Here is a 21,161-nt window from a genome sequence, read left to right on the forward strand (position 1 = left end):
GCCGGTTCTCCTTGGTCGAGAGCGTTCGCGCGGAATGATCAAAACGGTCGGCCTGTGGTCAGTGAGCGAGCGTTTTGCTTCCGCAGGACGAGCGAATCCTCAACTCGGGGAGGAGTTCGACGTGTTGACGCGGGGCCGGCCGGCGTCCGCTGCCGCGCTCGGCGAGCCGTTGCAGGAGGAGGTTCGCGGCCGACTCCCCCACCGCCCGCTTCGGCGGGGCCACGGCGGTGAGCGGGACGTCGGCGAGAGGGGCGACCTCGTCGTCGTAGGCGATGAGCGCCAGGTCGTCCGGGACGCGGATGCCGCGGGCCTGGAGCCGGGGCACGAGCACGATCGCGTCCTCGTCGCTGTGCACGAGGGCGGCGGTGACCCCACGCTCGCGTACCGCGTCGACGAGGTAGTCCACGCTCGACTCGTAGTCGCCGTGTTCGCGGACGGACGGGGCACCCCGGGCGTCGTCGAGGCCGAGGGAGCGTACGGCCGACTCGTAGCCCGCGATGATCTGCGCGGCGTGCGGGCCTTCCTGGAGTACCGCGGTGATCCTGTGGTGGCCGAGGGCGGCGAAGTGGCCGACGGCGACCGCGGCTCCGTGGGCGCGGTCGGTGCGCACCCGGTCGAGGGCCGCCGCGGGGTTGCCGGGCGGGGCGGAGCGTTCGACCAGGACGGTGGGCACACCCCGGTCGAGGAGCCACTGTTCCTGGCCGCCGACGGGCACACCGCCCGACCAACTGGGCGCGACGAGCAGGCCTTTCGCGCCGCCCGCGAGGAGGTGTCCGGCCTGGACGGCGTCCTCCGTGTCGACGTATCCGGACACTCCGAGCACCAGTCGGCCGCCCTGCGCTCCCACGGCCTCGCGGGCGCCACGCACTATCTCGGCGAAGATCGAGGCGGTGGTCGGCACGATCATTCCGATCACGACGCCCTCGGCGGAGACGGCCGGCTCGGCGGACTCCTGTCGCCCCCGAGCCCCGACGGTGCTCTCGCCGCCCGGCCACACCACCGCGCCGTGCAACCGGTGCACCCGGCCCTGGCCGGCCAGCGCCTCCACGTCACGTCTCAAGGTGACGGCGGAGACGCCGAGTTCGGCCGCGAGTTCGGCGACCCGCAGGCTGCCGCGCTCGCGGACGAGTTCGAGCACCCGCTCATGGCGCTGGTCGACGTGCAGTCGCATGGGTCCCCCTGAAGGTGAAACTGGTCGCGGTCACTCTATGCCGCGGATCGTATCGATCGTTTTGATCGCATCGGTCGCCCCGGGTGTTCAAGGGGACTCAGTTCCCCATCGGGAGCGCACTGAGTGCCATCAGTGTCGGCCTGGTGCTACGTTCCCGTCCATGAGCTCCAAGCCGCCCATGCGGGACGCCCTGGTGGCGGCCGCCTTCCAGTTGTTCCTGGAGCGGGGCTACGAACAGACCACCATCGACGACATCGTGGCGCTGGCCGGGGTCGGACGGCGGTCGTTCTTCCGCTACTTCCCGTCCAAGGAGGACGTGGTCTTCCCCGACCACGAGCGCTGCCTGGCCGACATGACGGCCTTCCTCTCCTCCAGCGGCGACGAGCACGAACCCGTACGGCGGGTCTGCGACGCGGCCCGGCTCGTGCTGCGCATGTACAACGAGAACCCGACGTTCTCCGTGCAGCGTTACCGCCTCACCAAGAAGGTGCCGGGGCTGCGCGCGTACGAGCTGTCGGTGGTGTGGCGCTACGAACGTGCCCTCGCCGAGTATCTGCGCGGGCGCTTCGCCGGGCGGCCGGACGGCACCTTGCAGGCGGACGTGATCGCGGCCTCCGTGGTCGCCGCGCACAACAACGCCCTGCGTTCCTGGCTGCGTTCGGACGGGCAGCGCGACGCGGGTGCCGAGGTGGACCACGCTCTGGGATATGTGCAGTCCGCCTTCGGACACCCTCCGGTGCGGCCCCCCGACGAACACCAGGAGCAGCGGCCCGAGGACGTCGTCGTGGTCGTCTCCCGGCGCGGGGCTCCGATGTGGCGCGTCGTCCAAGAGATCGAGTCCGCGTTCGGACGCGACTGAACCGGAAGAACCCAAGGGTACGCAGTGTCTTTACGCCTGGCACTGAGTGCCATACGCTGTGGCCGTGCACGGTGGCACGGCGAGCCGCGCACATGCGTGCCGGCTCGGCCGCGCACGCGGGATTCCGGCCGAGCGCAGGGAGTTGACAGCGTGTACCACCACTCAGGATTCGCGACCCGTCCGGCAGTCGGCTCCCCGGCGGGCGTCCTCGATCCGCCCACCGCGGACGGGGACACGATCCTCTTCCAGCGCTGCACCTGGTGCGGCACCGCCATGTACCACCGGCTGTTGTGCCCGGTCTGCCAGGGCGGCGACCTGCGCACGGAGCGCAGCGAGGGCGCCGGCACGGTCCGCCACTCCACGGTCGTGCACCGCAACACCCCCGCCGCCCGCAATGTGTCGCTGATCGAGATGGCGGAGGGCTTCGTGGTGCGCGGCCGGGTCATCGGCCCGCCCATCGGCATCCACAGCGGCGACCGCGTCCGGCTGTCCACGGCCAAGGACCCGGTGCGCGGCGAGCCCGTCTTCCAACTCCTCGACGAGCCGTACCGCGCCTGGCACTGACCGCCGACGACCGACGCGGCGGGCACCGGTCGACGAACGGTCCTGAACGGCCGTAGCGCGAAGCCGAGTTCAAGCCCGGCCGACGAAGATCGGCCGAATCCTCCTCCACAGGCAACCCACAGGCTCCCCTTCTCGTCCTCCGGGGCGCGAGAGGCTCCCGTGATGGGCGGGGCGCCTGAGCCTGGAGTTCGAGGAGGAGAACACATTGTTCCGTGCCCGGCGAATATGGGTCACGGCCGCGGCGGTGCTCGCGGTGGCGGGAGGGATGTCCGGGTCGGCGCAGGCGGTGCCACGGTCGGACGCCGGACCGTTCACGGCGACGGCGGCGGCCAACGACGGCACACTTCCGCCGGGTTGGCGGATCACGGGGAAGGGTTCAGCACAGCAGTTGATCTGGCGCTCGGGCACGCGGGTGCCCATGTCGGACGCGCGCGTCGAGTTCCACGCCGGGGGCCGGCTCCTCGGTGTGCCGAGCCCGGCGAAGGACGGACGGACGTTCCGGCTCGGCCTTGGCGCCATCGCACCCAAGCAGCTGACGGACCTTCAAGTACTGGCCGCCGGACGGCGGTTGGACGCCGCTGGTGACAACAGCGCCTCCGGCAAAGGCCGTTCGGAGGCCGCCGCACAGCCCGCGGCCCCGCTCCCGGCCGGCGCGATCGATCCCGGCAAGCCGGGCACGTACCGGACGACGACCGGCGAGTACACGCTCAACTCGGTCCGTCTGCCCGGGTATCCCCAGCCGATCGAGATGCAGGCCGTCGTGGTCGCGCCGAAGGGCGCCACCGGCAAGCGGCCGCTCGCACTGTTCCTGCACGGCCGTCACTACACCTGCTACAAGCCCGGCACCGAGGAGATCACCGGCGACTGGCCCTGCCCCGCCGGCCTGAAGTCGGTTCCGAGCTACCGGGGTTATCTGCGCGACCAGCAACTCCTGGCCTCCCAGGGCTATGTGACGGTGTCGATCTCCGCGAACGGCATCAACGCGCAGGACGCCGATGCCGAGGACGCCGGCGCGCAGGCCCGTTCGTCGCTGATCCGGCAGCACCTGGCCCACTGGGCCGACTGGTCCGCCCACCCGGAGACGGCTCCGCCGGTCGTCCGCGACGCGCCCCAGGCCGACCTCTCCCGCGTCCTGCTGATCGGCCACTCCCGCGGTGGCGAGGGCGTCAACCGGGCGGCGATGGACAGCCTCTACCCGCCGCCGACCGCCCAGGACGGCTATCACGGCCCGGTGCGGTGGAAGATCCGCGGCACCGTTCTCATCGGCCCGACGATCTTCGGCCAGAACCCGGTGGCCGACGTGCCGTCGGTGACGATCCTGCCCGGCTGCGACGGCGACGTCTCCGACCTCCAGGGCGAGGTGTACGTCGACGGCACGCGCGGAGTCAGCCGGGGCGCCGCCCTGCACAGCGCGGTCTACGTCGAGGGTGCCGACCACAACTTCTTCAACACCGAGTGGACGCCGGGCCAGGCCCAGGCGCCCGCGGACGACGACTTCTACAACGACCCCGACCAGCGGGACCCGGTGTGCTCACCGGGCACCGCGACCCGGCTGACCGCCGACCAGCAGCACAAGGCCGGCTCCACCTACATCGCCACGGCGGCACGGCTGTTCGTCGCCGGCGACGACCGCGCCCGCGAGCTGCTCGACGGCTCCGGCCGCCGCGCCCCCTCGGCCGACCCCGCGCGAGTCCTCACCCACGCGGTGGGCGCGAACCGCGGTGCCGGATTCCTGCCGGACGGCCAAGTCACCGTGTCCGGCGGCAAGTTGTGCTCCGCGGTCGATCCCGACCCGGCCGTCGCCTGTCTCGGCCCCGACACCAAGGGCGGCTCTCCGCACTTCGCGTCCTGGGAGACCTCGAAGGAGGCCGGCCGCCACGCGCTCGCGCTGCGCTGGTCCGCGGCCGGTTCGAAGGTGACGGTACGTCCGAGCAAGCCGGTCTCCCTCGGCGGCGCCAAGGGCCTCGCCCTGCGCGTGATCGTGCCGCCCAACACCACCGGCACCCAGCTCGACGTGTCCCTGACCGACACCTCCGGTCACCGCGCGACCCTCGGCCGGGTCCGCGTCGACGGCCTGCCCGGCAGCGAACGCACCGCGTCCTACTGGGCCCGCGAGGTCCGCGTACCGCTGGCCGCCGCCTCGCACGCCGGACTCGACCTGCACCGGATCAAGTCCCTTGAACTGACCCCGCGTTCGCGCTCCGGCCAGGCCTGGCTGATGGACGCCTGGGGCTGGCGCCCCGGTACTCCCGCAGTCACCTCGGCCCCGCTTCCCCGCGTCGACATCGGCCGACTCGCCGTCAAGGAAGGGGACTCGGGCGTCAAGACGTACCGTGTGCCCGTCCAGGTGTCCGGACACGGCAGCGGCCAGGTACGCGTCTACGTCAACAACCCGGCCACCGGCCAGGACACGTCACGGCTGGTGACGGTACGGCCCGGCGCCAACACCATCGACGTACCGGTCGAGGTCAAGGGCAACACCCGCTTCGACTACGGCGTCCAGCACGACGTGTTCGTGAAGGCGGTGCACGGCGCGGTGGTCGGCGCCCATCGAGGCGGGGTGACCACCGAGAACGACGACCCGATGCCCACGTTCACCGTCACACCGATCGCCGACCGGGTCACCGAGGGACAGCCCCTCAAGTGGAAGGTGACACTGTCCGCGCCCGCCGACGTGGAGCTGAACCCGGCGTTCCTCGTCCAACCGGTGGCCACGGGGCCGGAGTTGTCCACCCTGGACGTCGACCCGCAGTGGCTCAGTGAGAACTCCGGAGAGGAAGCCGCGCCGGAGCGCCCGCTGTCCAAGGTGCTGAGCCTGTTCCTCTGGACGTCCGTCCCGGCGGAGCAGCTCAGCGGGGAGATCAGCGTGCCCACGATCACCGACCAGGTGACCGAACAGCCCGAGTCCGTACGCTTCCTGGCCGTGGACGAGAACGGCGACCCGCAGAGCGGCGGACCGGAACTGACCGGCACGGTGCTCGACGCGTCATAGCGGAAGCCGTAGCGGAACACCGTACGAAGTGAAGGGGCCGCGGCGCGGAAGCCGCGGCCCCTTCATCGTGCGGCTGTTGGTCCCCGGATGGGCTCAACTCGGCTTCTGTGTCCCGGTGTTCATCTTGGCGCGGTTCTCGGTGAGGAGTTCCTGGACGCGTTGTTCGACCTCGCGGGGGTCGAGGCCCAGCGCGGCGCCGATGTGGGCGGACCACACCTCGGAGCGGACGTTGGTCTCGAAGTCGAGGTCGGCGCGGACGTTCTCGCGGGCCGCCTGGCGGTTCTGGCTCACCATGACGAAGGTCGACAGGAAGATGGCCTCCAGGCTGACGATCATCGTGAGCAGCCCGTACGGATACGGGTCGAAGATCCCGGCCTGCCCGAGGAGCCCTTCGTTGAGGGCGATCCAGACGGCGAACCACAGCGCATGGAGGTAGACGAAGAGCATGGTGCCGGCGAACGCGGTGATCGCGTCGGCGACCCGGTCCTGGGTACCGCGCATCCGGGCGAAGACGACGCTCTCCTGCCGCAGGGGCAGGTCGGCCGGGTTCAGCGCGGGGTCCACGGGCGCTCCCTGGGTTCGGTGTGCAAGGGAATCGTCCTCAGGGTGTGAGCGTCACGCGGATGCCGATGGTGCCGTCGAGCCCGCGGCGCAGCCGGCTGCCGAGGAGCGTGATGCGCCCGGTGAGGCCGTACTTGCGGGTGATCAGCTTGCGGTAGTGGGCGGTGGTCTCGGCGTCGCAGATCTCGGCGGTGCCGGGGACCTGGTTGCCGGTCGGGTTGCCGCGCAGGTCACAAGGGCCGACGAGGACATCGGCGCGGGCCCGGATGCGCTTCACCTTCCAGGAGTCGGCGACCGTCCAGACACCGAGTGTCTCGCCGTCGCGCACGACCCACACCGGCGTGGCGACCGGGGAGCCGTTCTTGCGGTAACTGGTGATCAGCAGGTACTGGCTCGCGCCGAGCCGGTCCAGCGGGGTCTCGTCCATGGTCGGCAGTCTAAGCACCCGCCGGTGCCCGCAGGAGATCGAGATACCCGCGGGCGAAAAGGTAGGCGTCCCCGGGCCAGCGTGCCGAGAGATAGGTGCCGTCGCGCACGACGAACGCGTGCGTGTCGTCGCTCGCGGTGCCGCGCCGGGTGAGTTCCTTGGGGCCGCGCTCGAACTGCGTGCCGGGTTCGTCGAGGGCGGCCCGCACCTCGTCCTCCACGTAGGCCGGATAGGTGCGGTAGTAGCGGCCCAGCCGCCAGGCGGTGGTCAAGTAGGCAGTGCGTTCCATGTACTTGGGCAGACAGGTCGTACGGCGTCCGGCGATCACGCTGCGGCCGGTGTCCGGGTGCTGGGTACGGGCCAGCACGAGGACGCCGTGGCAGATCGCACCGACCGGACGGCCCGACTTCCAGAACTCCCCCACTGTGGCGTGCAGTTCGGTCGACCCCAGGTACTGGCGCATACCGGGCGCGTGTCCGCCGGGCAGCAGCAGTCCGTCGAAGCGGGTCACGTCCACGTCCGCCCACGCGATCGTGTCGCTGAACTCCGGTGCCTGGGTGAGCTGTTGGTAGAACCGCTTGGGTTCGTCCTCGGCACCGAGCTGCCCGAAGAGAACGCCGGTCAGCAACCGGGGGTCGGCGGCGGGCCGGGTCCCGGCGCGCTCGGTGGCGAAGACGACCTCGTGCCCGGCGTCGGTGAGCAGCCGCCAGGGCACGGCGACCTCGGTGACATCGAAGTCACGGTCGGGGACCGGCATCAGCACGCGCATGGGGTCATCATGGCAGCCGGGTCGGGTGGTCATGACAGCACGGCCACGCGGCTCACCGCGACGCCGTCGGCATGCCTGCTGCGGCACGGCCACACGCCTTACTCCGGCGCCCTCGCCGTACTCACCACGACACGCCCACACAGCCCACCCCAGCACCGCCGCCCATGCTCAACGCAGCACGACCACCGCCTCACCCCGCCACCATCGGCATGCTCAACGCGGCACGCCCACACAGCCCACCCCACCACCGCCGCCCATGCTCAACGCAGCACGACCACCGCCTCACCCCAGCACCATCGGCATGCTCAACGCGGCACGCCCACCCGGCCCACCCCAGCACGCTCGCCATACTCACCGCACACGCCCACACGGCTCGCCCCAGCAGCACCGCCGATGCTCAACGCAGCACGGCCACCGCCTCACCCCAGCACCATCGGCATGCTCAACGCGGCACGCCCACGCCGCCACCCCAGCACGCTCGCCATACTCACCGCACACGCCCACACGGCTCGCCCCAGCAGCACCGCCGTGCTCACCCAAACACCCCCACCCCGCTCACCTCCGCGCCACCGCCATCCGCCGTACCGCTTCCGTGATCACCTCCGGTGACGTCGCCATATTCAGCCGCACGTGCCCAACTCCCCCGGTCCCGAAGTCGATCCCGGGGCTCAGCGCCACCCGCCCCCGCTCCAGGAAGACCCCCGCCGGATCGTCACCAAGACCGAGCGCCCGGCAGTCGAGCCAGGCCAGGTAGGTGGCGTCGGCGGGACGGTAGGCGACCGCCGGCAGGTGCTCGGCAAGCAGTTCGGCGAGGAGACGGCGGTTGTCGTCGAGGCCGGTCAGCAGCGCGTCCAGCCAGGCCGTGCCGTCGCGCAGGGCGGCCGTGTGGGCGATGACGCCGACGTGGCTCGGGCCGTGGCCGACCTCCTCGGGGAGGCGGGCCAGGTCGGCGGCGGAGGCCGGGCCCGCGACGGCGAGGGCGGCCTTGAGACCGGCCAGGTTCCAGGCCTTCGACGACGACATCAGCGACAGACCGCTCTCCGCGCCCGGCACGCTCAGATACGGCACGAAGGTCACGCCCGCGGCGACGACCGGCGCGTGGATCTCGTCGGCCACGACCCGCACGCCGTACCGTTCGGCGAGGGCGGCGACAGCGGCCAACTCCTCGACGGTGTGCACCGTACCGGTCGGATTGTGCGGGCTGCACAGCAGATACGCGGCCCGCCGCCCGCCCTCGACAGCGCCCCGGAACGCGTCCTCCAGCGCACCGAAGTCGATACGGAGGTCGTCCCCCAGCGGCGCCTCCACCACCTGCCGGTCCATGTGCTCCACGAACTGGAAGAACGGCGGATACACGGGCGGATTCACCACCACCGCATCACCGGGCCCGGTCACCAGCCGGAGCATCTCGACGACGCCCATCATGACGTCCGGCACGATCCGCGTCCGCTCGACGGCCAGCCCGCCCCAGCCCCACCGCTTCTCCGCGAACGCGCCCAACGCCTCCGCGTAGGCCGTACCGGCGGGATAACCGGTGTCCCCCAGCGCGAGCGCGTCCGTGACCGCGCGGACCACCGGTTCGGCCAGCGGCACGTCCATCTCGGCCACCCACACCGGCAGCACGTCCTCGGGGTGGGTACGCCACTTCATGCTCGTACGACGGCGCAGGCGGTCGAGGGTGAGGGCGCGCAGGGGATTCGGTTCACCGGACGTGTCCTGCGGGATGCTGGTCATGAGGCACAAGATAGGGGGATGTGGGATGACCGGGAATCCTGAGAACGGCGCGCTCATGGAGATCGCCTGCGACGAGTCCGGCTCGGACGGCGAGAACCTCACCGGCGGGAACACGGACGTCTTCGCCCATGCGAGTGTGCGGCTCCCCGTGGAGACGGCCGCCGAGTACGTGCAGGAGATACGGCGCCGGATCCGCTCGCCCGCGGAGGAGTACAAGGCGAACCATCTGCTGCGGGACAAGCACCGGGCGGTGCTGGAGTCGTTCCTCGGCCCCGCCGGACCGCTGCGCGGCGGGAACGCCCATGTGCATCTGATCGAGAAGACGTTCTTCGTCGTGGACCGCGCGGTCGACCTGCTGCTCGACGGGGAGGGCGAGGGCACCGAGGCGGTCACGCTCTTCCGGGAGGGACCGCGGACGTTCGGCGAGCGGGGGTGGCGGGAGTTCCTCGCCGCGTCCAACCAGTTGCTCCGGGTCAGGAACGACGGGGCGGCGACGGTCCCCGCCGACGTCTTCTTCCGCACGGTCGACGCCCTGCGCGACGAGTACTCCGGTACGACCGCGGGCGTCATCGTGGGGCGGCTCGCGGCGGCCCGGTCGCGCGCGGAGTCGTACCGGGAGCGGATGCGGGACTCCCCGGTGCTGTTCCCCGTCCTCAATCCGCTGCTCCCCGCGATCGTGAGCACGGCCCTGTACTGGCTCGCCGAGGGCCGGTCCGTGCGCCTGGTGCACGACCGGCAGAACATGCTCACCCCGGAACGGATCGCCTGGATCATGGAGTCGGCCCCGCTGAGCGACGTACAGCTCGTCGCCGCCCGGTCCGACGCGCGGGTCCAACTGGCCGACTTCCTCGCCGGCATCGCCCGCAAGCTCGCCTCCGACGAGCTGAACGGCCGCGGTGACCCGGCCCTCACTGAACTGCTGCGCCCGTACGTCGGCACGGATTCCGTCTGGGGCGACGGGGGCAGCGGGTTCCGGCTGGGCACCGCCGGAGTCAACTCGGCCGTGTAGGGCACCTGTTGGCCGTAGGAGCTGAAGCCGATCCTCCGTCCGGTGAACAGGACGGCGCCGGGCCACGTATGGAGGAAGGGCACTCAACGACCGGAGCGCCCCGCGGTGTCGCACCGCACGTTCGGGGTTCGGGAGCCATGCATGAGGCACGCACGACGACGGGTCATCCGGCGAGTTACACGGTTGGCGTCCGTCGGCGGACTCCTGCTGGGAGGTGCCATGGTCACCCAGGCGGCCATGGCCAGCGATTCCTCCGGCACGTCCGCCGCCACGCTCAGCGCGCCACAGACGCCCGCGGACAAGGGTTCCGCCCTGGTGGCGAAGCTCGGTTCGGCCCGTACGGCGGGCAGTTGGGTGGACACGGGCGGCCGTACGGTCGTCGCGGTGACCGACGCGAAGACTGCGGCCGAGGTGACGAAGGCGGGCGCCCAGGCGAAGGTCGTGCGGTACAGCATGAACGAGCTGAACTCGGCCGCCACCACGCTGAGTTCGGCGCCCAAGGTGCCGGGTACCGCGTGGGCGATGGACTACCGGAACAACCGGGTTCTGGTGGAGGCCGACAGCTCGGTCTCCGCTGCCAACTGGACCGCGATGACGAAGGTCACGACCGGCATCGGCGCCTCGGTCGAAATGCAGCGTGCGCAGGGCAAGTTCACGACCCGGATCAACGGCGCGCAGCCGATCCTGTCGACCGGCGGACGCTGTTCGGCGGGCTTCAACGTGACCGACGGCACGAACGACTTCATCCTCACGGCCGGGCACTGCGGGCCCGTCGGGTCCATCTGGTTCGCCGACAACCAGGGCGACCAGCAGTTGGGCAAGACGGTCTCCGACAACTTCCCCGGCAGTGACTTCTCGTTGGTGCAGTACGCGACCGGCTCGGCCGGCGACGGCGCGGACGTCGTCGCGATCGGCAACGGCAGTGGGGTGACCATCACCGGCCTGGCCGACGCGGCCGTGGGCGAGAAGGTGTTCCGCAGCGGCAGCACCAGCGGGCTGCACGACGGTGAGGTGACCGCGCTCAACGCGACGGTGAACTACCCCGAGGGCACGGTCACCGGTCTCCTCCAGACCACGGTGTGTGCCGAACCGGGCGACAGCGGCGGCCCGTTGTTCGCCAACGGCATCGCGCTGGGCGTGACGTCGGGCGGCAGCGGTGACTGCACGGCGGGTGGTACGACGTTCTTCCAGCCGCTGACCAAGGCGCTGTCCGCGCTGAACGTGAAGCTGCTGGTTGCACCGAAGACAGCCGCCTCGCCCGCGCCGTCCGCCTCGGCAGCCGGCAGCGGGGCAGCCGCCGGCGCGGCCACGCCCGGGACGTCGGCGCCCGCGACGAACACCACGTCGGCGTCGACGACATTGGCATCGCGGCTCACGGACCCCAAGAACGTGGGCCCGGGTCTGCTGGTCATCGCGGGAAGTCTGATCGCGCTGGTGGCGACGCGCTGGATCCGCGCCGAGCAGGACCGCAAGGCCTTCCAGCGGCACTACTCGGCGATGTGGGGCTGATCACTCAAGGGAGTTCATCAAGGAACTTCAGCGAGCGGGCGACAGCAGGGATTCAACGGGGGTGACGGGATCGACCGACTCGGCCGAAGGTCACGAGGAAGGCCGGGCGACGGGATCCCAACGACACCTACGTCGGTCGGCCGGACGGCTCTCAGGCCGCCGTGGCCGGCTGGGGAGCTGCGGCGGCCCACTCCATCACAAGCCGTCGGTACTCCTCGCGCTGTTCGACGCTCAGTGTCCCGCCCGATCGGAGCCACAGGGCCCTGATCTCCTCGTTGACCTCGGCTGCCGATCGCTCGGTGGCTGATTCAACACTGGTGGACATGGTGTGAAGCATACGGCGCTGTAGGTGAAGGCCATGTGAGTAATCACGAGCTAACCGGACATATCGGACCGTGTTACTGATCACGTCCATCTGTCAAGCCCCGTAACGCATTTCACACCTCGGCCACACCCAGCACCAGCACCTGGATCGCCAACACCGCGGCGCCACGCGCCCAGTCGTGGAAGTCGGAGACCTTCGTCTCCACATCCAGCGGGGCGGCCAGCGGATGCCGGTGGGCGCGGAGCGTGTCGTCCACCGTCTTGCCGGCCACGTCGATCAGGCCGACACCCTCTCCGGCGAGCAGAATCTTCTGCGGGAGCACGAAGTTGGCGATCTGGGCGACCAACGTGCCCAGCGCGCGGGCGGCTTCGTCGATGACGCGGGCGGGCATCGGCTCACCGGCGGCGGCGCGGGCCAGGATCTCCTCGTAGGTCAGGTCGAGTCCGGTGGCGGCCCTGATCTGGTAGCGGATGCTGGGGATCGTCAACAGCGAGACGGCGCTGCCCCGTTCACCGGCGGGAGTGATCGGGCCGTTGGGGTTCAGGATCCAGTGGCGGCCGAACCCGCGGTCCTCCTCGGCGTACGGCACCCGCTTGCCGCCGAGGACGAGGCCGTAGCCGATGCCCGCGCCGATGGTGAGGACGACGAAGCGGTCGAGTCCGCGCCCGGCGCCGAACCAGGTCTCGGCCTCGACGAGCGCGGCCACGTCGTTCTCGACGACGACCGGCAATCCGGTGCGCTCCTCTACGAGTTCGGCCAGCGGGACGTCGCTCCACTGCAGGAAGGCCGACTCCCCCACCACGGCACGGTCCTGGACGAGTCCGCCGACACCGATACCGATACCGGTGAGCGTGGGGAAACGGGCGGTGAGTTCACCGGTCATCTCCGCGAGCAGATCGGCTACTTGGGCGGGATCGTGCGTGGTGAGCGGCCGGTCGAGGCGGGCGACGATCTCGCTCCTGAGGGTGGTGACGACGCCGTAGGCCATGTCCTCGGTGACCTTGAACCCGAGGAAGGTGCGGGACTCGGCGACCACGTCGAGGGGTTGTGAGGGGCGGCCCTGGCGGACCTCGGCCGGGCCGCCGCCGTCGGGGACCTCGACCAGCAGGCCGGATTCGATCAGCGGTTTGGTGAGGCGGGTGAGGCTGCCCGCAGAGAGGTCGAGCCGGCGCGCGAGGTCGGTGCGCGACAGCGGGCCGTGGACGAGCACCTCGATCGCGACGGAGCGTTCGCCGGGGCTCAGCGGCTGCCAGCTGGCGGCACGTGTCGTCATGAGGGTCACACTCCCACACGGTTCTTTCTTCCACCATGGAAGTAACAGGGACACTCTACGGCCACAATCCCGCGCAGAAAAGATCCACGCACAGCTATTGACGGCTGGATTCTTTCGCGACGAAAGTAAGTGGCCCGAGGACGAGCCGTCGTAGACAAGGGAGTCTCCAGATGACCATCGCCTCAAGCAGTCCCCCGACCCGTCGGCCGCGGGCCCGTGAAGACAGCGGCGACGGTCGGCTGGCGGCGGTCTTCATCGCCCCGGCTCTGCTGGGCTTCCTGGTCTTCCTGCTCTGGCCGACCCTGCGGGGCATCTATCTGAGCTTCACCCGCTACAACCTGCTGACCCCGGCGAAGTGGGTGGGCCTCGACAACTACGACCGGATGGTCCACGACCCCATCTTCTGGTCGTCGTTGAAGGTCACCGTCGAGTACGTGCTCATCAACATCGGCATCCAGACGGTGGCGGCCCTCGCCATCGCCGTCCTGCTCCAACGGCTCACCCAGTCCGCCCTGTTGCGCGGGATCGTGCTGACGCCGTACCTGATGTCGAACGTCGTCGCCGGCATCGTCTGGCTGTGGATCCTCGACACCCAGCTCGGCATCGGCAACGAGATCATCGGCGGGCTCGGCTTCGACCACATCCCGTTCCTCGCCGACAAGACCTGGGCGATCCCGACGATCGCCCTGATCAACGTGTGGCGGCACGTCGGTTACACCGCGCTGCTGCTGTTCGCGGGGCTGCAGGCCATCCCGGGCGACATGTACGAGGCCGCGAAGGTGGACGGCGCGAGCGAGTGGCGCATGTTCTGGCGGATCACGATGCCGCTGCTGCGGCCGGTGCTGGCGGTCGTGCTGATCATGACGGTGATCGGTTCGTTCCAGGTGTTCGACACGGTCGCGGTGACCACCGCGGGCGGCCCGGCGAACGCGACGAACGTCCTCCAGTACTACATCTACGGCTCCGCCTTCGGGCGCTTCCAGTTCGGCTACGCGTCCGCGATGTCCGTGGCCCTGCTGATCGTCCTGAGCGCGATCACGTTCCTCCAGTACCGGCTCACCCGCGCCGGCCAGACCGACCTCGGCTGACCGGAAGGAGTCGACATGGCCACCCTGACCACCACACCCAATGTGCCCAACACCCCTACGCCTACGGCAAAGCAGGAGATCGTACGGCCGCCCCGGCCCCGGCCCTCCGTCGGCAAGGTCGCCGCCTGGGTCGCGATGGCCGCGATCATGCTGATCACTCTGCTGCCCTTCTACTGGATCCTGCGCACCGCGCTCTCCACCAACACCGGTCTCGCAGCCCACCCCTCGGACCCGCTGCCGGTCGACTTCACCACCGGTGGTTTCGAGCGGGCACTCGGCCTCCAGTCGACCAAGGAGGCGATCGCACAGGGCGGTTCGGGCGGCGGGCTGAAGTTCTGGCGTTATCTGCTCAACTCGGTGATCGTCTCGACCCTGATCACCGTCTGCCAGGTGTTCTTCTCCGCGATGGCCGCCTACGCCTTCGCCCGGCTCCGCTGGCGCGGCCGGGACCGCATGTTCGGGCTGTTCCTGGCCGGGCTGATGGTGCCGGCGATCTTCACCCTGCTGCCGAACTTCGTCCTCATCAAGCAACTCGGGCTCGTGGACACCCTGTTGGGGATCTCGCTGCCGACGATGTTCATGACGCCGTTCGCGGTGTTCTTCCTCAAGCAGTTCTTCATGAACATCCCGCGCGAGGTCGAGGAGGCCGCTCTGCTCGACGGCGCGGGCAAGATCCGCGTGTTCTTCCGGGTCCTGCTGCCGATGGCGTCCACGCCGGTCCTGACGTTGGGCGTACTGACGTACATCACGTCCTGGAACGACTACTTCTGGCCGCTGATGGTGTCGTACAGCGACAGTTCGCGCGTGCTGTCGGTGGCGCTGGCCATCTTCCGCTCGCAGACCCCGCAGACCGGCTACGACTGGTCGGGCCTGATGGCGGCGACCCTGATCGCCGCGCTCCCGATGCTCCTGCTCTTCGGGGTGTTCGCGCGCCGCATCGTGAGTTCCATCAGCTTCACCGGAATCAAGTAAGGGGCAGGGCATGCGATTTCGTACGGTCATGGCATTGACCGGGGCGCTCGCGCTGTCCCTGACGGCGGGCTGCGCGAAGGGCGACTCCGTGGGGTCGGCCTCGAACACGGTGACGTACTGGCTGTGGGACTCCAACCAGCTCCCCGCCTACCAGGCCTGCGCGAAGGGCTTCGAGCAGCAGAACCCCGGACTCAAGGTGAAGATCACGCAGTTGGGCTGGGCCGACTACTGGACCAAGCTCACCGCGAGCTTCATCGCGGGCACCCAGCCGGACGTGTTCACCGACCACATACAGAAGTTCGGCCAGTTCGCCGACCTGAAGGTGCTTCAGCCGCTCGACGACCTCAACATCGACGCGTCCGCCTATCAGCCCGGTCTCGCCGCCAACTGGCAGGGCCAGGACGGACATCGGTACGGCACGCCCAAGGACTGGGACACGGTCGCCCTCTTCTACAACCAGAAGATGGCCAAGTCGGCCGGTCTCAGCGCGGACCAGCTCGACAGCCTGGCGTGGAACCCGACGGACGGCGGCACCTTCGAGAAGGCCATCGCCCATCTGACCATCGACAAGAACGGCAAGCGCGGCGACGAACCGGGCTTCGACAAGCACCACGTCAAGGTGTACGGCATGGCCACCGGGGGCGCCGGTGACTCCGACGGTCAGACGACGTGGAGTCCCTTCACCGCCTCGGCCGGCTGGAACTACACGGACAAGAAGCGCTGGGGCACGAAGTTCCAGTACGACAGCAAGACCTACCAGTCGACGGTCAAGTGGTACTTCGGCCTGGCGAAGAAGGGCTATCTCGCACCGTTCACGGACTACAGCGACGGCGCCAACCCGCCCAACGCGCAGATCGCGGCCGGCAAGGCGGCGACCGCGTTCGACGGCGCCTGGATGATCTCCACGTACGCCGCGGCCAAGGGGCTCAAGATCGGCACCGCATACACCCCTACCGGTCCGACCGGGAAACGGGCGACCATGATGAACGGACTGGCCGACTCGATCACCAAGAACGCCCACAACAAGGCGGGCGCGCGAAAGTGGGTGACCTACCTGTCGTCGAACAACTGCCAGAAGACGGTGGGGAGTTACGGCATCGTCTTCCCCGCGACCCCGGACGGCACGAAGGCCGCCGTCGCCGCCTACAAGAAGAAGGGCATCGACGTCACGGCCTTCACCCGGCCGGTCGCCGACAAGAAGGACTTCGCCACCTTCTCCTTCCCGATCACCAACTACTCGGCGGACGTGTACGCGTTGATGCGCCCCGCCATGCAGGACGTCTACGCCAATGACGCACCGGTCAGCGGCCTGGACAAGACCAACAAGCAGATCAACTTCATCCTCGGTCAGTGACGTTCGTTCAGTGATTTCCGCTCAGTGAAATCCCCGTCAGAGAAGGACACGCACCCATGACGTTCTCCCTCGGCATCGTCGGAGCAGGCCAGTTCTCCGGCCAGTTCGCCCGACTGTTCCAGGCCCACCCAGGCGTGAGCGAGGTCTATGTGACCGACCTGCTGCCGGAGCGGGCGGAGCAACTCGCCGCCGACCAAGGGCTGGCGGGCACCTTCCCCTCGTACGAGGCGATGCTGGAGTCGAAGGCCGTCGACGCCGTCGCGATCTTCACCCAGCGCTGGACGCACGGCCCCCTGGTCCTCCAGGGGCTCGGCGCCGGCAAGCACGTCTACTCCGCGGTCCCCATGGCGATCAGCACGGAGGAGATCGCGGCGATCATCGACGCGGTCAGGGCGACCGGACTGACGTACATGATGGGCGAGACCAGCCAGTACAACCCGGCGACCGTGCACGCCCGCAACCAGATCGCGGAGGGCGCCTTCGGGCGGATCTTCTACGCCGAGGGCGACTACGTCCACGACATGGATCTGGGGTTCTACGAGGCGTACCAGTACAGCGGCGGCGACAACTGGAAGACCACCGCCAGCTATCCGCCGCTGCTGTACCCGACGCACTCGGTGGGCGGTGTGCTCGGCGCGTGGCAGACGCACGCGGTGAGCGTGTCGGCGATCGGGGTGGTCGACGAGCGCGGGGACGGGGTCTTCGACAAGGAGGTCAGCCAGTTCGGCAACGACTTCTCCAACGCCACCGCGCTGTTCGAGGTGGCGGGCGGCGGTTCGTTCCGTACGAACGAGTTCCGGCGGGTGGGCTATCCCTCGCAGATCCGGGAGTCGCGTTTCCGGTTCTTTGGCACGGACGCGAGCATGGAGCAGCTCGCGACGGTGGCCTTCTGGCAGGACAAGAAGGGGGTGCAGGACATCAGCGAGTTGCTGGAGCCCAAGCCCACCATGTCTCCTGACGATCCGTCACTTCAGCACATCGCGCCGGATCTCCGTGCCGCCTTCACCTCCGGCTCGGCGCCGGTGCACGACCGGTCGCGGCTGCCGCGGGAGTTCGAGAACCTGCACAACGGACACGAGGGCAGCCACCACTTCCTGGCGGACGACTTCGTGACCGCGGTCAACTCCCGCACGCTGCCGTCCGTGAACGCGTGGGTCGCGGCCCGCTACACCCTGCCGGGCATCATCGCGCACGACTCGGCACGGCAGGGCGGGGCGAGGCTGGAGATCCCGGACTTCGGGGACGCGCCCGAGTAACGGCCTTGGTACGCAGGCCGGGTGACCGACTGTCAGGTCCCCGGCTTGCGGCCGTACACGAAGACGTCGTCGCCGTTCTTCAGCAGCGACCAGTACTTCTTGGCGGTGGCCGGGGTCATGTTGACGCAGCCGTGCGAGCCCGGCGGGTTCCACATGCTGAGGTTGACCGAGTGGAACGCCTGGCCACCGTCGAAGAACTGGCTGTAAGGCATGGGCACGTTGTAGATGTTCGAGACGTGGTCGATGTCGCGCCAGTAGATCTTCTTCAGACCGGTGCGGGTCTCGTAGCCGTTGCGTCCGGTGCGCACCGGGACCGGGCCGTAGACGAGCCGGCTGCCGTCCTGGATCCAGCTGATCTGGAGCGTGAGGTTGACGCAGGCGATGCGGCCCCTGTTCGTCGGGCACTTGCCGGCCGCGTTGGGCTTGTTGCCCACGGCCTTCTGCTTGTTCATGAGGTCCATCACGCCCCAGGTGACGGAACCCGCGTAGCCGATGTTCGGCGTGATGCCGTGCTTGGTCTGGAAGGCCTTGATGGCCTTGCAGTCGGCGGCGGACTGCTTCCCGTCGACCGGTCGGCCGAGGAACTTCTCCACCTGCTTCTGGTACGGCCCCTTCTGCGTCGTACAGCTCGTCGCCGCCTGCGCCGGCGTGCTGCCCAGCGCGAGCGTGAGCGGCGCCACCAGCCCGGTGATACCGAGCGCTATGGCACCTCGTCTGCGTATGTCCCCCATGTCGGACCCTCCCCCTCAACCGGAACTGCGATCTCTGCCAGCTAGACCGGTGCCCGGGCGACAAGGTTGTGGCCCGGGCCGGACCGCGACGAAACGGTGACATTCTGCGCCGCTCGGGCAGCTCGGCGGAAGACGGCCTCCGTAAGTGGACGACAGGTTTCCAGGCGCCGCGCGCCGGTTACCTGTGATCAATCAGCATTCCGCGGACCGCACGGAGAGCGAAGCGGAACCCCGACGACACGCACAGGTACACATGAGGTCAGACAGGCGGGATCCCGCGCGCCCGGGCGATCCACGAAACGGAATCGGTTCGGGAAACGCGCGCACCGAACGGATGGTGCGGACGCTGCTGCGCCGGCGCAAGAAATCGCTGAGCCCGGACGACGTGAAGGTGGCCGACAGGCCGGCGGTCCAGTCCAGTTCGGTCGAAGTGGCCCGATACCCCGCCCGCGAGCTCTGCCTAGGCTGCCGCCCATGCACCGCACTCTCGCCGACGACCTCTCCCGGCTCCCCGCGCTCCTCCAGTCAGCCCGTGACGTCGCCGCCCGTGAGCTGGCCGGGATGGCCGAGCGGCCGGTCGTCCGGCTCGACAGGGCACCCGACCGGGAGCCACTGCCGGTCGAGGGGGCCGGTGGCGAGGCGGCGCTCGCCCGGTTCACCGAACGGTGGGCGCCCGGACTCTCGGGGTCGGCGGGCCCGCGTTACCTGGGCTTCGTGACCGGTGGTGCGACACCCGCGTCGGTCGCCGGGGACTGGCTGACCAGCGCGTACGACCAAAACGTGTCCGGTGCGGCCGGTTCGTGGGCGGCGGCCCTGGAGCGGGAGACGGTCGGCTGGCTGCGGGAACTCTTCGGACTCGGAGAGGCGCACTCCGGTGCCTTCGTCACCGGCGCGACCGTGTCCAACACCGTGGGGCTGGCCGTCGCCCGCGAGTGGCTCGGCGAGCGCCTGGGCGTGGACGTGTCCCGGGACGGCGCCGCCGCGCTCGGTCCGGTCGACGTGCTCTCCGGCAGCCCCCACTCCAGCGTCGGCAAGGCGCTGTCCGTGCTGGGCATCGGCCGGGACCGGCTCCGTCACGTGCCCGTGCTCGCCGGGAACCGCGAGGCCGTCGACGTGGCCCAACTTGACGCCGCCCTGGCCGAGTTGGACGGCCGTCCGGTGATCGTCGTCGCGAACGCCGGCACCGTGAACACAGTCGACTTCGACGACCTGCGGGCGATCGCCGCCCTCAAGGAACGGCACGACTTCTGGCTGCACGTGGACGCCGCGTTCGGCGGCTTCGCGGCGCTCTCCCCCGCGTACGCCCACCTCGTCGACGGACTCGACGCGGCCGACTCGGTCTGCGTCGACCTCCACAAGTGGCTCAACGTGCCCTACGACGCGGCCGTCCAGTTCACCCGCCGCCGTGACCTCCAGACCAGGGTGTTCCACAACGCGTCCCCGTACCTCGGCCCGCCGACCGGCGACCCGGACTTCCTCCACCTCACCCCCGAGAACTCCCGACGGCTGCGCGCCCTCCCCGCCTGGTTCTCCCTCATGGCCTACGGCCGCGCCGGGCACCGCGAGATCGTCGAGCGCAACGTCGCCCTCGCCCACCGCCTCGGCGAGGGCATCGCCGCACTGCCCGGCCTGCGGCTGTCCGCGCCGGTCCGGCTGAACGTCGTCTGCTTCACCCTCGCCGAGAACCCCACGCAGGAGCGGGTGGCGGCCATGGCGGAGGCCTTGGCCGCCACCGGCGAGGCGTTCCTGACGCCGACGGTGTACGACGGGACGCCCGCGCTGCGCGCCGCGTTCAGCAACTGGCGTACGTCCGAGGCCGATACGGACCGGGTGCTGGCGGCGCTCGCCTCACTGCCCGCCGGAGACACCTAGGCATCCTTCGGTGCCGAAAGGGCCCTCCGGAACCCGGAGTTGACCGCGGTGAGCCCTCCGTCGACGGTGAGTGTGGTGCCGGTGATCCAGGAGGCGTCCCGCGAGGCGAGGAACGCGACGGCCGCGGCGATGTCCTCGGGCTCACCGACCCGGCCGAGCGGATACAGCCCGCTCACCGCGTCCAGTTCGCCCTCCCGGCCCTCCCACGCGGAGGTCCGTACCGTGCCCGGCATCACCAGATTGACGCGCACGCCCCGCCCGCCGGCGTGTCCGGCGAGGGTGCGGGTCAGCGAGGCGAGTCCGGCCTTGGCCGCGCTGTAGGCATGGTTGCCGAAGTCCTGGGCCCCGTTCACGGAACCGATGTTGACGACGGCCCCGCGTCCCGAGGCGACCAGGTGCGGGAGTGCGGCACGGCAGCAGCGGTACGGTCCCGTCAGCGTGATGTCGAGATCGCGTGCCCACTCGTCGTCCGGCTCGTCCTCGAAGAGCGGGAGGTCGGGCGTGCAGTGGGCGGCGCTGTTGACCAGGACGTCGAGCGTCCCGAAGGACTCGACGGCCCGGGCGACGGCCCGCCCCACCGCCTCCTGGCTCCCCACGTCGCAGCCGAACGCCTCGGTCGCCAGCCCGAGTTCGCGCAGGTCCGCCGCCGTCTTCTCCGCCTCGGGCAGATCGACGTCGGTCACCAGGACCCGCGC

The 21,161-nt window shown here is 69.9% G+C and carries 19 protein-coding genes; 10 read left to right on the plus strand and 9 right to left on the minus strand.

The window, feature by feature from the left end; all coding sequences use genetic code 11:
• Window positions 1–58 precede the first annotated feature (58 nt).
• On the minus strand, window positions 59–1,171 hold the full coding sequence (locus ACFWP5_RS00240; protein ID WP_384148273.1) for a substrate-binding domain-containing protein: 1,113 nt from the start codon (window positions 1,169–1,171) through the stop codon (window positions 59–61).
• A gap of 178 nt (window positions 1,172–1,349) precedes the next feature.
• Between ACFWP5_RS00240 and ACFWP5_RS00245 the strand changes: the two genes are divergently transcribed.
• From ACFWP5_RS00245 to ACFWP5_RS00255, 3 genes are all read left to right on the plus strand, one after another.
• Window positions 1,350–2,030 (plus strand): TetR family transcriptional regulator, encoded by a 681-nt coding sequence (locus ACFWP5_RS00245; RefSeq protein WP_384148631.1) that lies wholly within the window; start codon window positions 1,350–1,352, stop codon window positions 2,028–2,030.
• Window positions 2,031–2,180: 150 nt separating this feature from the next.
• Entirely contained in the window at window positions 2,181–2,594 is a 414-nt protein-coding gene (locus ACFWP5_RS00250) for a Zn-ribbon domain-containing OB-fold protein (RefSeq protein ID WP_384148275.1), read from the plus strand.
• Window positions 2,595–2,799: 205 nt separating this feature from the next.
• A complete protein-coding gene (locus ACFWP5_RS00255; RefSeq protein ID WP_384148277.1) occupies window positions 2,800–5,586 on the plus strand; it encodes an alpha/beta hydrolase family protein in 2,787 nt (928 codons plus the stop codon).
• A gap of 93 nt (window positions 5,587–5,679) precedes the next feature.
• Here the strand turns inward: ACFWP5_RS00255 and ACFWP5_RS00260 are convergent, their stop codons facing one another.
• From ACFWP5_RS00260 to ACFWP5_RS00275, 4 genes are all read right to left on the minus strand, one after another.
• Complete coding sequence (locus tag ACFWP5_RS00260) at window positions 5,680–6,150, minus strand: DUF1003 domain-containing protein (protein WP_384148279.1); 471 nt, start codon at window positions 6,148–6,150, stop codon at window positions 5,680–5,682.
• A gap of 37 nt (window positions 6,151–6,187) precedes the next feature.
• Entirely contained in the window at window positions 6,188–6,574 is a 387-nt protein-coding gene (locus ACFWP5_RS00265) for a PPOX class F420-dependent oxidoreductase (RefSeq protein WP_384148281.1), read from the minus strand.
• A gap of 10 nt (window positions 6,575–6,584) precedes the next feature.
• The gene (locus ACFWP5_RS00270; protein WP_384148283.1) at window positions 6,585–7,343 is read right to left on the minus strand and encodes a type 1 glutamine amidotransferase domain-containing protein; all 759 of its coding nucleotides are present in this window, start codon (window positions 7,341–7,343) and stop codon (window positions 6,585–6,587) included.
• 555 nt (window positions 7,344–7,898) lie between these two features.
• Complete coding sequence (locus ACFWP5_RS00275; RefSeq protein ID WP_384148285.1) at window positions 7,899–9,077, minus strand: MalY/PatB family protein; 1,179 nt, start codon at window positions 9,075–9,077, stop codon at window positions 7,899–7,901.
• A gap of 25 nt (window positions 9,078–9,102) precedes the next feature.
• Between ACFWP5_RS00275 and ACFWP5_RS00280 the strand changes: the two genes are divergently transcribed.
• Window positions 9,103–10,086, plus strand: coding sequence for a hypothetical protein (locus tag ACFWP5_RS00280; protein WP_384148287.1), 984 nt, complete (start codon window positions 9,103–9,105; stop codon window positions 10,084–10,086).
• Window positions 10,087–10,227: 141 nt separating this feature from the next.
• Entirely contained in the window at window positions 10,228–11,595 is a 1,368-nt protein-coding gene (locus ACFWP5_RS00285) for a S1 family peptidase (RefSeq protein ID WP_384148289.1), read from the plus strand.
• A gap of 151 nt (window positions 11,596–11,746) precedes the next feature.
• Here the strand turns inward: ACFWP5_RS00285 and ACFWP5_RS00290 are convergent, their stop codons facing one another.
• Window positions 11,747–11,932: a hypothetical protein gene (locus ACFWP5_RS00290; protein ID WP_384148291.1), complete on the minus strand. Its 186-nt coding sequence runs from the start codon at window positions 11,930–11,932 to the stop codon at window positions 11,747–11,749.
• Between the two features lie 100 nt (window positions 11,933–12,032).
• Window positions 12,033–13,193 (minus strand): ROK family protein, encoded by a 1,161-nt coding sequence (locus tag ACFWP5_RS00295; protein WP_384148293.1) that lies wholly within the window; start codon window positions 13,191–13,193, stop codon window positions 12,033–12,035.
• Between the two features lie 170 nt (window positions 13,194–13,363).
• On the opposite strand from ACFWP5_RS00295, the gene ACFWP5_RS00300 reads away from it, so the two are divergent.
• The 4 genes from ACFWP5_RS00300 to ACFWP5_RS00315 are packed head-to-tail and all read left to right on the plus strand — an operon-like array spanning window position 13,364 to window position 17,863.
• Entirely contained in the window at window positions 13,364–14,281 is a 918-nt protein-coding gene (locus ACFWP5_RS00300) for a carbohydrate ABC transporter permease (RefSeq protein ID WP_384148295.1), read from the plus strand.
• 15 nt (window positions 14,282–14,296) lie between these two features.
• Window positions 14,297–15,253: a carbohydrate ABC transporter permease gene (locus tag ACFWP5_RS00305; RefSeq protein ID WP_384148297.1), complete on the plus strand. Its 957-nt coding sequence runs from the start codon at window positions 14,297–14,299 to the stop codon at window positions 15,251–15,253.
• Window positions 15,254–15,263: 10 nt separating this feature from the next.
• A complete protein-coding gene (locus tag ACFWP5_RS00310) occupies window positions 15,264–16,607 on the plus strand; it encodes an ABC transporter substrate-binding protein (RefSeq protein WP_384148299.1) in 1,344 nt (447 codons plus the stop codon).
• Window positions 16,608–16,663: 56 nt separating this feature from the next.
• Complete coding sequence (locus ACFWP5_RS00315) at window positions 16,664–17,863, plus strand: Gfo/Idh/MocA family protein (protein ID WP_384148301.1); 1,200 nt, start codon at window positions 16,664–16,666, stop codon at window positions 17,861–17,863.
• Window positions 17,864–17,895: 32 nt separating this feature from the next.
• Here ACFWP5_RS00315 and ACFWP5_RS00320 read toward each other — a convergent pair whose 3' ends face one another.
• Window positions 17,896–18,594, minus strand: a complete 699-nt coding sequence (locus ACFWP5_RS00320; protein WP_384148303.1) for a L,D-transpeptidase family protein — start codon at window positions 18,592–18,594, stop codon at window positions 17,896–17,898.
• Window positions 18,595–19,068: 474 nt separating this feature from the next.
• Here ACFWP5_RS00320 and ACFWP5_RS00325 point away from each other — a divergent pair, with 474 nt between their 5' ends.
• Window positions 19,069–20,466 (plus strand): pyridoxal phosphate-dependent decarboxylase family protein, encoded by a 1,398-nt coding sequence (locus ACFWP5_RS00325; RefSeq protein ID WP_384148305.1) that lies wholly within the window; start codon window positions 19,069–19,071, stop codon window positions 20,464–20,466.
• Here the strand turns inward: ACFWP5_RS00325 and ACFWP5_RS00330 are convergent.
• Window positions 20,463–21,161 (minus strand): SDR family NAD(P)-dependent oxidoreductase (locus tag ACFWP5_RS00330; protein WP_384148307.1); only part of this gene is annotated, 699 nt, incomplete at its 5' end. The two genes, ACFWP5_RS00325 and ACFWP5_RS00330, sit on opposite strands and share 4 nt — an antisense overlap.

This window comes from Streptomyces sp. NPDC058469, from assembly GCF_042721125.1.
Taxonomy (GTDB): Bacteria; Actinomycetota; Actinomycetes; order Streptomycetales; family Streptomycetaceae; genus Streptomyces.